Below are 12,270 nucleotides of genomic sequence, written 5' to 3' on the forward strand. Positions count from 1 at the left end.
TGCGGGCACTCAAGCGGCTTGCCCGCGTAGGTCTTGCGCGGCTTCGTGGGCTTGTCGTCCACTAGCTTCAGGTGGTCTCCGCCCAAGCCTCACGCTCCCGCCGCTTCAGTTCGTCCAGGGTGAATTCCCGGCCCTTCCTGTCGACGAACCTATCAACTTTCACGCCTTTGCGGAATAGGGCGGCTTTTTTCTCGCCCAGAACCTCGTCCTGAAACGCGCGCGGCTGGCGTCGGAGCCATCCGTCATAATCCAGATCCGCCGGCACTTGCCCGTTCATGCTGGCCCGTGTCGATGCGGGCAGTTCGTCAGCGTCTAAACCAAGCTCCCGCCACGATTTCACCACCGGGCTCGTCGAGGATCGGCAGTTGAAGTGCGCCGGGGGGCGTTGCCCCTTGCCCGGATCGTAAACCTTGCCGTCCCGGCTCGCGCAAACAAGCGTCGTGCGGCTGTCGAGGGTGGCGTTCCAGCGAACCCCCTTCACAAGGTCCGAATTGCGCTCGTATGTGTATTCACGCGCCACATTGGCGGTGTGGTTGACTGCGGTGCGAACCACGGCCTCCGTCGATCGCCTGTTCTGGTATAGGATGCCGTCGCGATATCCCTGCGTCCGTGTTCCGCGCAAGTCGCGCACAATCTGGTCCGTGGTGCGGCCTTCGATGATCCCGGCCCGGATGTTGTCGCGCACTTTGCGGAACGCGCTGGCCTCCAATTCGCTGTAGACCTCGCGCAGCAGCTTGCCTTGAAACGGCCGGGCGCTGACCGCGGCGAGGATTTGCTCTGCCGCTGGCGTGACCGTCTCGAAACGGACCGGCAAGACGCGACGGAACATATCCAGTTGGTATTCGGCCTCGTATTTCCCCAGGGCGTCCAATTCGATGCGCAGGGCGCCAGTGGCGTCGGTGTAGGCGCTTTCCACGATGCGGCGCAGGTCGCGCAGAAGTTGCTCTTGTCGTGTCCGCGACATGGCGGTGATGTCGTCACGCAGAAGGCGCTCAACAAGCCGGGCATCAGACCGGTTCAGGGCGGCGATGACCTTGCGAACCGTGTTGGCCGAAAGGCGCTGAAGGTAGACTTGGTGCCGCGTCAGCTCGTCAAGAATCTCCTCATTCACCGAGGCCATCGGTCATGCCCCCTCCCTCGGCTTCGATTCGATCCGCCTCCTCGGCGGGGTCGATGTCAGCCCGGATCGCACCGCGCCGCGCCATTTCGCGCAGGAAGGTCTCGCGGCTCATGTTTCCGGTGTTCACGGCCATGAGCATCGCCTGCATTTCCTGCGGCGTCAGCATCGAAACGCCGAAGTCCTTGTTGACAGTGACCGCCAAGCCCTCGGCGGGCGTCCCGCCGTAGTCGCCCATCCAGATCAACGCCTGCTCGAGCGCGTCCTTGAGCGCATCGGCCATCATGGCTAGTTGCGACGTTTCTTTCGCCGCGTCCAGTGCTTCACCTGTCGCTGATTGCGCGCGGGCCACCAGAAGTTGCAGACCGTGCGTTTCCATCTGGAATTCGAGATCTTTGAGGTCGTCGCGTCCTGCCTTGATCGCATGGCCGTTGTGTTCCACCCATTCGAGTTTTGCCTGCGGATCGCGCGATGTCGTCGCCATGCCAGCGGAAATCACCAGCGGCTCGTCATCGTCACGCCCAGACCCGTGAAGGATCGGCACGCGCGCGAAATGCAGGATGTTGCGCTGATCCGACTGGCTTTGCCAGTGCGCCACGTTCACGTCCGCCAAATCCTCCAGCGGCGGTTCTCCCGTCATGAACCCGGTGCGGGTCAGGTAGACCGGAACAACCGTGATTTCTTCAGCGTCCGTGGTGTAGGCTTCGACTTGTTCCCATCGGTTCGTCTTGCCCGCCTTCCGAAACAGCCGGACTTGCACCGACCCATCGTCAGGGGCGTCGATCACGCGAACCTGTTGAACCACGCTTTCCGCGAATTCATCTTCCGGGTCCGGTTCGCGCACCGTCTCCATGATGCGGATCTGCGCCAGCTTGACAGCGTTGCCGACCAGCTTTGTACGCCAACCGAGAATGTCCTCGCTTTTCAGGTGGACGAAGTAGGGCCGCAGTCCTTCGCGTTGCGCCTGATCGCGCGTGGTGTCTTCGCCGCGCGCTGGCGCGTCCACCATGATATAGGACACGCCGGAGCCGGACATGGCGGCAATGAACACGTCCCGCGCAAATGCCGACAGGTCACGGCCTTCAAGGTCGACATTCTCACACCAACCCTCGATCTGCGCCGGGGCGCCCTCGGCAATCTCGACCGGCTTGTCGAACACCCGGCCCGACATGTCCCGCACAGTCTTGCGGAACCCATTGAACAGCCAGGACGAGTTCAGGCGCGCGTTGTAGGATTCGACGCTTTCGCTTTCGAATTTCGGCAGGTAGGTCTCGCCCGCCGCGCGCATGGAGTCCGTGCCGCCCAGAAGCGCCCGGCCTTTCGCGGCCTGCGTGACCATCTGTTCCGCCTCGGGGGCGCGCTTGGCAACGGTATCGGTCAAAGGCGAAGCTCCCGAGAGGTGATGGTCGGTTTCACAACCGGCATTTTCTGGTGGACGAAGTAGCCGCCCGCATCCGGGTGGTGATCGAGGCCGGCGGTCTTGTCCGGATCGCCATTCTTGTCATACGCCTGCTGTTCCAGCGCCTCGGCGTAAGTCTTGCACTTGGCGTCATTGACCCAATAGCGGCGCTTGGAGAACGCCGTATTCACAGCAAGGATGCGATCCTTGACGGGCGGGTTTGCCTTGGGCGCCCGAATTGCGTGACCGGCCTTTCGCAAAAGCTCTATGTCTGACGTGCTGGCGTTCACCGTCTTGCGCGAGCCACCCGATGCGTCAGGGTAGATCGTCAGCTTGTGGCCGGGGTATCTGTCGCCCAGCACCTCGATTAGCCGTGGCGTGTCAGTCAGCCCCTTGAGCTCATCGACCGCGTGCCATCCATTCTCGCGCTCGACATGCACAACGCTTGCCATCTGGCCCACGTTGAAGTCTTGCCCGATGTGAAGCGGCTCGCGGTCCTGTATCGCCTCTGTGCTCCGGTTCGCCGCCCTGTCGTAGTTCCGATAGACCGTTCCGGCCGTGAGGTTCACGAATTCGCCCATCAGGTAGGCGTCGATCAACTCCTGCGGATAGGTCTCGCGCAGGCTGGTGATGTAGTCAGGCGGGAGATACCTCTCGTTCTCGTATGTGCTGGCCTGCACCATGCTGTAACCCGGCCGAGGATCACGGGCGAACGTGTCATAGACAAACCGGAAGCCCTCCGGCGTTGTCGTCACCCCGATCCCGTTGACCACGCCGGGGAGAACGAGGCGCATACGGGCGATGATCTTGCGCCAAGCGTCCGTCGCCTTGTCCTTCGGCAAGATGTCGATCTCATCAACCAGCGCGCGGGCGATCTTGAAACCAACGATACTGCCAGGATCGTCCATCGACCGGCAGATGATCGTGCCGTAATAGGCGCGGCCCCTGTAGAGGTCGACTTCCTTGTCTGCCTTCTTGATCTTGACCGTGAAACCGAGCAGCGTTCCCGCCTCATCCATCGTGGGCCAGAACGTATCCCTGATGTCGCGGTATGTCGGGGCGAAGTATCCTTGCACCGTCTTTGGGTTTGCCCCGGCGAACAGGCCGAGGTCGAGGCACCCCACAAATGTCTTTCCACTCCCGAAGCCACCAACATAGCCGCGAAACTTGGTGTTGAGGTCGGAGAGAAAGATACCCTGCGGGGCGCTAACCCTCAGATCGTGTGACGCGGACATCTTTGACCGGGGCGTCGGAGTTGATGTTGATGGTCATCTGCGGAGCGTCGTCGTCGCCGTCCATGCCGGTCATGTGCTTGAGTAGCGTATCGAGCGCCGCCCGCTTGTCCGCCATCTTGATCTTGACACCTGTTTGGGTGAGCGAAACCTCCGTAATGGCCGCCGCCGTGTCGTCATCAACCTTGTCGGACGGAACCAGACTGACCGGGTAGACCCCAAGGCCGTTCGGATCAGCATTATCGCTTTCCGTGTCGCCCGGATTTCGCCCCCACTGGACGGCCTTTCGGATGTCAGCGAAGCCCAGCTTGGCGAGCTCCTCAATCACGCGATCCTGCGTGATCTCCGTTCTTTTCTGGCGCTTCGCCTTGGCCTCTTGGATTGCTGCCTGCGCTTCAGCATTTTTCAACAGACGCTGGCCTTGAGAATAGGCCGACTTTTCGCTGTATCCCGCCCGAATGGCCGCCTGAGTGGCGTTCAGGTCGATGAGGTATTCCGCAACAAAGCGCTCCTGCTTTGCAGTAAGCGCCATAGTGACTTCCCGTCAGTTGTGGTGAGAGGGCTTCCCGCCCCAATGCAGTAGCAGACGGCGACGCGCTGTTTCAGCGTCACCCGCTGCGCCGACCGGAGAGGTCCAGGTGCGACGCTCCCGCCTATATGGCGAGCCTGAGCCGAACATGCCATATCTGGGCAAAACCCGCAACATTTAGCCGAAGCGCCTCACATCAAGCGGATCGAGTTGCAACCTGATTCCCTCGATCTCGGCCTCAAGCTTTGGGAAAAGCTGGTTCGATCGCTCGACAATCCTGCGGAACGTGCCGATCTTTTCCGCGAACGGGCCGCCGATGATTTCGATTTCCTGACCTGGACTGAACTCGGCCTTCGGGAGCTCGGCATTGCGCCTGATGCGGTCCTGCTTCTCGTATTCCCGCTCGACGATGTTCTGGAACTTGGACAAATCGCGGCGGTCACCCGGCCCCAGTAGAACGAAAGTGCTGGCAAGAAACCGGGTCCCGAGTGCGGCGTGAAAGGACCGATCGTCGAGAGCCATGAAGATGTAATTCGGAAGCGCGGGTTCCTCGTGGGGCTCTGGGCGCCGTTTCTTGCCTGCGCGCTTCCAACGGATCACGCGGCCCGCCCATGCGCTGATGCCCTGTTCTTCGAGATCCTCGCATACAGCGAACTCGTGGCCAGTCTTCGCATACCCGAGATAGTTGATTGGTGTCGTCATGCCCTGCCCCTCTTGATGGAGGCGGGACGCCGGGAAAGCGCCCCGCCGTGCTGGTCGGACAGCGCGAAGTGGCTGACCGGGATTGAGATACAGTCCTTGTGTGGCGCGACCCATGCCGCGCCGCCTTCGCGGTGACCGGTGCGCTGTGAAACATGGCGGATGGTGTTCATGTTGCGATGCCCTGCATTGATGCCCTGATCCGCTCCCCGATATCCGCGATCACCGGAACCGCCATGCTGTTGCCGAGCGCCTTGTAGCGCGGGCCGTCAGGATGCCGGGCGAGTGCGAGAGCGTCCTCCCACGTCATTCCGTTCAACTGATTGTCCTCGCTCCATATCCATCGCGCAGTTTCCTCAAGGTCTTTCATGCTGGCGCGAGCGGCCCATCCGGGGATCAGCGTGAAGTCGTCCTCGAATCCCTGCAATCTCTCGCATTCGCGCGGCGTCAGACGGCGAACGGCCCACGGGTGGGCGAGATACGTCTGTTGCTTCATCCCCGGTTCGGCGCTCAGAGCGCCAGCGACTTCCATCGTGCGAACCTCGTCGCGCTGGTTCTGAGCGAACGCCACTGCCTGCGGAACCTGCCGCGCCTCCAGCGTGTAGGCGGTGTCGTCATTACGAAACCCAGCGCCGTCTGGCCCGACATCCGGGTTTTCGCTCACCGCGCGCTCTTGGATGGCAATGGCCGGCGTCTGATGGGCGCCGATGGTCTGGCAAGTGCCGTCGTCCTGAAACCCCAGTGTCGTCTGTTTTCCGCCAGCCTGATGAGCGAACGCCACGGGAACCATGTAGACAGCGGCCGCGTGATCTGCACTGTTGGACCAGCCGCCGCTGTCTTTGCAGGCTTTCATCGTTCCAGCGACCTCATGAGCCACAACCGGCGTTCCGCGCCCAGTGCCGTCCTCGCTGGCGTCCTGACCGTTCAAAACTCCGCCGTTGTGCGCCCCATCGGACAGGGTGCCGCATACTTCTGGCACTAAATGACCGCAGATCGCGTGATCTACATCGCTACCGCCGTCGGTTTCCCGAAGCGTGCCAGCAATATCTGTCAGTCCTACAGCGCATCGTGAATTTTCAGTGCCGACGCCCCCTTGCGAACCCCGCTGGCACCCCGGTCCTGCGTCACGTCCTCGATGATCTTCGCTCCAGTCAGCGCCACCGTGATCAGCGCCACACGCAGCGCCTCCGGCAACGCCTTGCCCCGTTTCTCTGCGCGGCGGAGTATCCCCACGCAGGCGGTCTGGCTCAAGTAATACCGCCGCGGGATCGACGCAGTTTCCAAAATCGACGACAACGAACACGCGACGGCGCCGCTGCGCCACTCCGAACCATTGGGCGTCGAGAACGGCCCAAGCTGCCCGTGCCCTTGGCCCCTCAACCATACCTTCACCGGGCCAGCTTCCCCCGGTAGGTTGTGGGAGGGCGTCCAGTGCGCCGACAAGTCCTCCCAGGAAAGCGCCGAACGCATTGCCTTTGTCCGAGAGGACGCCGGGCACGTTTTCCCAGAGGACGGCGAGTTTTCCATCAGGTCGAGCATCGACGATTGCATGGCATATCTCCACGAATGCGAGGGTTAGGTTGCCGCGCGGGTCTTCCGTGCCCTTGCGCAGCCCAGCGACGGAAAAGGCCTGGCAAGGGGTGCCGGCGACGATCAGATCCGGCAGCGGGATGCCGTGGCGGCGCAGGAGATCCGGCCCGACCTCGGTCATATCACCCCAGAGCAGCGGCTCGCCCTGGTTGTGATCGTCGGGCATCTTGTAGCCGTGCCGGTGTTGCAAAACGGCGCGCGGGAATGGCTCGATCTCGGACGCGAACCGCCAATCGACCCAGGGTAGGGCGACCTCGGGGGCGCCAATTCCAGAACAGAAGGTCATGCCGATCATGTGCTTACTTTCGCTTACCTAGATGCCGGGGGGATCAGTGGCGGCGGGCGGTGTCACCGGGCGGCGGGAGGACTTCCCCGAACATCTCGTCGATCTCCTGAGACGGGATGCGAGCGCCGGCCTGCCATTCCTGCTCGACCGATGGGCGGTAGCCGTAGGATTGCTGAGAAGGGCCAGCGCGTGATTTTTCCGGGAACACACCGGTCCAGCCGTTCGCGATGCTTTCCTCGACTACGCCGTTTGGATCTTGGTGTCCCTTGAGCTTCTTCACGATCAGCTCGGCCGCGCGGTTTGTTAGTTTCGCCCTCTTGGCCTTCCGGTGGTCGATGTAGCTGTCGGCGGTTTCTTCGCTGAGAACCTCACAGAGGATCGCGCGCGCTCCTGACGGTTCATTGGTGGTTCCTATGGTGGTTTGGGTCCCGCTCTGGGACGGGTACGGGTCCCGCTCTGGGACGGGTGGCGTCCCGCTCTGGGACGGGTCCCGCTCTGGGACGGGTGTCACTGCGGGACGGGTCTCGCGCTTTTCAGAGGTCGCGTGAACAAGCGGGAGAGCCTTTAGTGCGTCGATATCGATCGCGTATTCGACGGTCGACCCATTCTTGCATGGACGGCTTCCAACGACTTTCAGAAGGCCCTCGGAAACAAATTCATTTATGATCCTGATCACGGTTGAACGGCCGCATTCGATTGCTTCAGCCATCGTAGATTTTGAGGCCCATATACCCTCACCGTTGTCGCTGGCGCGCTCCGCGAAGTAGACCATCACCGCCTTTCGCGTGGGGCTGCCGAGCTTCCGGCTATAGGTGATCACGGAGACCTGATTGCTCATCTGCTCATTCCCATATTCTGTTGAATTTCAGCGCGCAGTTCAGCCCTGCGGTGCCGATCGGCCCGCGGCGCTGTTTCGCGACGATCAGTTCAATCCGGTTGTGGGCGCGGTCGATCCGCTTCACCCATTCCTCGAGCTTGGCGTCGTCGCGGCCCTGCGGCTTTTCGCGCTCGGCGTAGTATTCGTCGCGATAGCAGAAGATGACCGTATCGGCGTCCTGCTCGATCTGGCCGGACTCGCGAAGGTCGGAGAGCATGGGGCGCTTGTCGTCGCGCTCCTCGCATTTTCTGGAGAGCTGCGACAGGGCGATAACCCCGGCGTTTTCCTTGACCGCGAGCCGCTTCACCTGGAGCGAGATTTCCGTGATTTTCTCGACCTTGGACCGCCCCTCGGCGTCCATCAGTTGCAGGTAGTCGACCACGATCAAGGGCGTCTTTCCGTTCTTCATGTTCATGGTCCGCAGCGCCTTGCGAACACCAGAGATCAGCGAGCCGGGACGGGCAAAGTCCACGCTGAGAAGCTGGATCGGGAGAACCTGCATTTCCTTGGCCTGATCGACCACGGTGCGAAACTGATCCTCGCGCAAGTCCCGCACCATCGACGTATAGGCCACGGCGTTGTTGGCGAGGCTGGAGGCTTCCGAGAGCGCGCGCATCGCCATGTCTTCCGGCGTCATCTCGAAACAGGCGAACACGACTGGATGCCCCATGCGCGCGGCGTGAGTTGCGATCGAGAGGGCCACGGCGCTCTTGCCCATGCTGGGCCTGCCGCCGATGACGCACATATCTCCGGGCCGCACGGATGGCACGATGTCGGCCAGCGGACCCCAAGGCATCGGGACAGACGGCAGGGCGTTGCCCTGATATACGTCGTTGATCTGCATGATTGCCGCCGTGGTGGCAGCGAGGAAGGACATGGGCTGCGCCCCCGTGCGTGAGGGCGCCATGCCCGTCAGCGCGGCCTCAAGGCCACCGAGAACGTCCCCCACGGCCTCCTTGCCACCTTGCAGCGCCCGCGTGGCGCTTCTGAGAACTTCCAGCGCGTCGCGCTTGGCCGATGTCTCGCGGATGAGTTCGGCATAGTCCTTTGCCGCAAAGCCGGAGATTGCCGCGCCAGCGAGGCGGGCGAGGTATCCCGGCCCGCCCAGTTCGGCCAGCCCAGGGTCTTCCGCCATTATCGCCTTCATCGTGATCGGGCTGACGAGCTCGGTGCGCCCGATCTTCTCGCGCATGGCTGCGTATAGGCGGCCGTGGGTCGGCTCGTAGAAGTCTTCCGGCCCAATGATGAGATCGACCACGGGCAAGGTGTCGTTGTTTGTCAGGATCGCCCCAAGAAGCTGCTGTTCAGCCTCGACGTTGTATGTGGCGGGGCTGTCCGAGGGCGTCATGTCGTTCACTTCACCACCCCCTCGACCATGCCGGCTGCAATGTCGCCTATGGAGCGCCACGGACTCGGTGCGGCCCGCATGACCTCCATCACATCATCAATCGACCGCACCACGGCGTAGACGCCGCCGTTGGCCTCTATGAGGCGCTGCGCGTCCTTCTGGTTCTCCTGCTGGGTGTTGCCCTCGGCCTTGACCTCAAAGCCGTAGAACCGGCCGTTGTGGAGCATGAGGATGTCGGGGAACCCCGGCATCATGCCCATGTCCTTGTTCTTGGAAATGAGCCGGGCCACGTCCTTTCCGGTCATGCTGTTCTCGTTGGGGCTGTGGTGAATGAGGGCGCGGGGGTATTGGGTGCGAAGGTAGTCGAGGCAGGCTTTGTGGATGGGGCCTTCTCGATCGGTCCACGGGCGGTTCATTGCGGCCACCTCCATCCCATCTGGTGCGAAGCCGCGATGAGCGAGCCCGACACGTCGGAAAGCGCGGCGTTGAAGCCCTTGGGGTCATCGGTGCGCAGCGGGGTGCATCGCTTGAGAACCCGGTTGAACAGATCCTTCCCGGCCTCATCCAGAACGATGACAGCGCGGCCCTGGTGTTCGGCGGGGTTGAAGTCGGAGACGGGCATGGCTTTGATGGTCATGCGGCCCTCCCGACAAAAACGGTGTCACCCTCGGCGTTCTGGTCGAACAAATGCCACGCGCAGTTATCCTTGCCGGTCATCTTGCTGCCCGGAATCCACTTCACCCGACCGACCGACACCACCTTGCGGAGCCACGGCATGTAGGGGGCGGATTGCTTGGTGTGCATCCAGTCGGCATCGAACAGGAGCCACGTCGGGCGCATTGCCGAGAAATGCTCAATCATCGGGTGCAGAACCTTCCGGTCCCACGGTGGATTTGTTATGATGAAGTCGCAGGCTGACAGTTGCCGCTCGGTCAATTCAAGCGCGTCTCTCTGCATGATACCTTCGCCGCGCGGATCTATGTCAGACGGGCAGATTGCGGACCCTGGCAGCGCATTGATCAGCGCCCCGTCACCCGCGCATGGCTCAAGGTAGGTGAACCATTCGGGCAAGTGAGGTATGAGCGGCAAGACCGCCTCGCGCGGGGTTGGATAGAAATCGCGCGGGATGCGCTCGAAGTCGGATCGCTTGCCCATCACGCGACCCTCCGTTCTTTCTCGGCCAACTCGACCTCCAGCCCCATGATCTCTGTCGTCATTGTGCGCAGCTTCGCGTCGAGGTCGCGCAGGCGGGAGTGCTGACCGGGTTGCCAGTTGTCCCGGCGGCGCTGAAGGCAGGTGCGGAGACGGTAGAGGGCGTCGAGGCGGGTTCGGATGCGGGCGGCGGTCATACCAGTTCCTCTCGCACGATCCGCGCCGGGGCGGTGAGGCTATAGCCCTGCCCCCAAGACGTGGTTATTTCGATCCCGAGCGGCGCCACCTTCTTGCGAACCTTGCAGACCATCACGTCGACAATCTTGATTTCGGGCTCGTCAAGCTTTCCATTGGTTAACGCCGTCAAAAGGCTTTCCTTTGAAACGACGCGCGGGAATTGCGTGGAAAGGGCGCGCAGGATCGCCATTTCCGACCCAGTCACGGAGACGAATGATCCGCCATGAATGACCATTCCTCGCTCGGGGAGTAAGGTGATCGGCAGAGGCTCGACCTCCGATCCGCAGACCGGGCAAGTGCATTCAAGCGGCATCGGCGCGCTCCTTTGCCTTCGTGATTTTCGCATTGATCTCGCGCGTGATGACCGCCTGAACGATATTTCCGGTGTGGGCGCACTCTGTCTTGGCCCGCTCCAGCAACTCCCCGAGGTCGATTCCATCGAACACATCGAACAGGCTGGAAGGGTCCGCCAGCAGTTCCGGCTTGGTGCGGATCGACCGGCCAACCCCGTGGATGACTGCACCCACGAGCATGCCGGGGTTTCCGTCGCCTGTTTCCGTGATGCACTGGAGAATAGTCGTCAGGAGCGCACCGCCGTAGAAGTCAAGCGCGCGGCGCAGTACGTTGATCGACCGGGTTTCGCCCACACCATGTGCGCTCTTTCGGCGAGTGACCTTCACGTTTGCCGCGTCTAGGACACGCTGCAATTTCACAGCGTCCGGATCACGCGCGGCCAGCATCGCGAACCACAGATCCACCGGAGCCACGGGAGTTACGTTGCCGTTGATCGCGGCGAAGGCGGCGGCGGCTTCCTCGGCGGTGCAGCGCAGGACGTAGCAGGGAACCTCGGTGATCCCGATGGTGGCGGCTGCCGTGGTTCGGTGCTGGCCGTCTACGACCGAGAACACATCGCCATCCTGAACGACGATGACAGGCAGGAATTTCGCCCAGTCGAAGTCATTGACGATGCGTTTAATGACGCGGATCGACCCGGCGCTTATCGCGCGCTGGTAGGTATCATCGATACGAAGCGAGGATATGGGAAGCGTCTGGAGCGCTCCCGGGTGACCGGATACAGGCTTGGCCTCGAAGTCACCGGCCAGCGGCAGGATTGGAAGAAGGTCGCTCATGCGCGCCGCTCCCAATATTCCGCCGACAGGTCGCGGCCGACATAGGCCGCGTCAGCATCCATCACGCCGTTGGTGACGCGGGAGACGTTGCCAGAGGCAGAACCGACCAGCTTGGCGACTTCACCGCAGGACTTTCCAGCCGCGCGGAGGGCGATCATATGCAGGGTGCGCTCGTCTTGCTCGCGTGACCGGCTCATCATCCCGCCTTCCGGTCGATGGGTTCCACGTTCTCACCCCGCGCCAGAGGCTCCAGCACTTCCATGAGGGCTTGCGCCGTGGGCCGAAGCTGGGCGGCTTCCCGGTGGTCGACGTGACCGTCTTCGACCGCTTCCGCGATTTGCTTGGTGAGGTGGCCGAGCGCGGCCAGAACCCGCAGGTGTTCCGGTGCGTCGTCGCTCCCTTCCCGTGCAGACTGTCCGCAGACACCGAGAACGTCGCTGGTGAAGCTGGGTCCAAGCACTGAGCAAATGCTGAGAAGACCGGAAAGCCCCGGCGTCGCGCCCTGCACATAGCTTTCGAGCGTCCGTGTCGGAATCCCGGTGGCGTCGGAGAGGGCGGCGAAGCTGTGGCGCTTGCCCCGGCCCACGCGAAGGCGCAGGGCGTCCTCTATGACCCGTGCCGCAAGATCGTGCGGAATGATGGGTTCGTTCTTCATGGCTTGCTCCCGGTTGGAT

General features: G+C 62.3%; 16 protein-coding genes. All 16 read right to left on the bottom strand.

The features are described from left to right. Nucleotides 1-67: 67 nt before the first annotated feature. The 16 genes from B2585_RS08035 to B2585_RS08110 all read right to left on the bottom strand — a co-directional run bounded on the left by B2585_RS08035 (nt 68) and on the right by B2585_RS08110 (nt 12,251). Nucleotides 68-1,120, bottom strand: coding sequence for a minor capsid protein (locus tag B2585_RS08035; RefSeq protein WP_292021778.1), 1,053 nt, complete (start codon nt 1,118-1,120; stop codon nt 68-70). Further along, nucleotides 1,104-2,498, bottom strand: coding sequence for a DUF4055 domain-containing protein (locus tag B2585_RS08040; protein ID WP_292021780.1), 1,395 nt, complete (start codon nt 2,496-2,498; stop codon nt 1,104-1,106). The genes B2585_RS08035 and B2585_RS08040 overlap by 17 nt, the downstream gene beginning before the upstream one ends. Next, nucleotides 2,495-3,751: a terminase large subunit domain-containing protein gene (locus tag B2585_RS08045; RefSeq protein ID WP_292021782.1), complete on the bottom strand. Its 1,257-nt coding sequence runs from the start codon at nt 3,749-3,751 to the stop codon at nt 2,495-2,497. Before B2585_RS08045 ends, B2585_RS08040 begins: the two co-directional genes overlap by 4 nt. Continuing rightward, nucleotides 3,723-4,280 (bottom strand): terminase small subunit, encoded by a 558-nt coding sequence (locus B2585_RS08050; RefSeq protein ID WP_292021784.1) that lies wholly within the window; start codon nt 4,278-4,280, stop codon nt 3,723-3,725. The genes B2585_RS08045 and B2585_RS08050 overlap by 29 nt, the downstream gene beginning before the upstream one ends. A 174-nt stretch (nt 4,281-4,454) precedes the next feature. Next, nucleotides 4,455-5,093, bottom strand: coding sequence for a hypothetical protein (locus B2585_RS08055; protein ID WP_292021786.1), 639 nt, complete (start codon nt 5,091-5,093; stop codon nt 4,455-4,457). 52 nt (nt 5,094-5,145) lie between these two features. Beyond that, the gene (locus B2585_RS08060) at nt 5,146-6,861 is read right to left on the bottom strand and encodes a DNA cytosine methyltransferase (protein WP_292021788.1); all 1,716 of its coding nucleotides are present in this window, start codon (nt 6,859-6,861) and stop codon (nt 5,146-5,148) included. Nucleotides 6,862-6,895: 34 nt separating this feature from the next. After that, on the bottom strand, nt 6,896-7,690 hold the full coding sequence (locus B2585_RS08065) for a helix-turn-helix domain-containing protein (protein ID WP_292021789.1): 795 nt from the start codon (nt 7,688-7,690) through the stop codon (nt 6,896-6,898). Nucleotides 7,691-7,694: 4 nt separating this feature from the next. Beyond that, nucleotides 7,695-9,077 carry a replicative DNA helicase gene (locus tag B2585_RS08070; protein ID WP_292022769.1) on the bottom strand — a complete coding sequence of 461 codons (1,383 nt, stop codon included), beginning with the start codon at nt 9,075-9,077 and terminating at the stop codon, nt 7,695-7,697. A 5-nt stretch (nt 9,078-9,082) separates the two neighbouring features. Then, nucleotides 9,083-9,493 carry a VRR-NUC domain-containing protein gene (locus tag B2585_RS08075; RefSeq protein ID WP_292021791.1) on the bottom strand — a complete coding sequence of 137 codons (411 nt, stop codon included), beginning with the start codon at nt 9,491-9,493 and terminating at the stop codon, nt 9,083-9,085. Further along, nucleotides 9,490-9,714, bottom strand: a complete 225-nt coding sequence (locus B2585_RS08080) for a hypothetical protein (protein WP_292021794.1) — start codon at nt 9,712-9,714, stop codon at nt 9,490-9,492. Before B2585_RS08080 ends, B2585_RS08075 begins: the two co-directional genes overlap by 4 nt. Further along, complete coding sequence (locus B2585_RS08085) at nt 9,711-10,232, bottom strand: class I SAM-dependent methyltransferase (protein ID WP_292021796.1); 522 nt, start codon at nt 10,230-10,232, stop codon at nt 9,711-9,713. Before B2585_RS08085 ends, B2585_RS08080 begins: the two co-directional genes overlap by 4 nt. Next, nucleotides 10,232-10,426, bottom strand: coding sequence for a hypothetical protein (locus tag B2585_RS08090; protein ID WP_292021798.1), 195 nt, complete (start codon nt 10,424-10,426; stop codon nt 10,232-10,234). The genes B2585_RS08085 and B2585_RS08090 overlap by 1 nt, the downstream gene beginning before the upstream one ends. Further along, a complete protein-coding gene (locus B2585_RS08095) occupies nt 10,423-10,779 on the bottom strand; it encodes a winged helix-turn-helix domain-containing protein (protein WP_292021800.1) in 357 nt (118 codons plus the stop codon). The genes B2585_RS08090 and B2585_RS08095 overlap by 4 nt, the downstream gene beginning before the upstream one ends. Beyond that, the gene (locus B2585_RS08100; protein ID WP_292021803.1) at nt 10,769-11,596 is read right to left on the bottom strand and encodes a ParB/RepB/Spo0J family partition protein; all 828 of its coding nucleotides are present in this window, start codon (nt 11,594-11,596) and stop codon (nt 10,769-10,771) included. The genes B2585_RS08095 and B2585_RS08100 overlap by 11 nt, the downstream gene beginning before the upstream one ends. Then, on the bottom strand, nt 11,593-11,793 hold the full coding sequence (locus B2585_RS08105; RefSeq protein ID WP_292021805.1) for a hypothetical protein: 201 nt from the start codon (nt 11,791-11,793) through the stop codon (nt 11,593-11,595). Before B2585_RS08105 ends, B2585_RS08100 begins: the two co-directional genes overlap by 4 nt. Further along, nucleotides 11,793-12,251 carry a hypothetical protein gene (locus B2585_RS08110; protein ID WP_292021807.1) on the bottom strand — a complete coding sequence of 153 codons (459 nt, stop codon included), beginning with the start codon at nt 12,249-12,251 and terminating at the stop codon, nt 11,793-11,795. Before B2585_RS08110 ends, B2585_RS08105 begins: the two co-directional genes overlap by 1 nt. Nucleotides 12,252-12,270: the final 19 nt, after the last annotated feature.

Source organism: Maritimibacter sp. UBA3975 (assembly GCF_002384975.1).
Taxonomy (GTDB): Bacteria; Pseudomonadota; Alphaproteobacteria; order Rhodobacterales; family Rhodobacteraceae; genus Maritimibacter.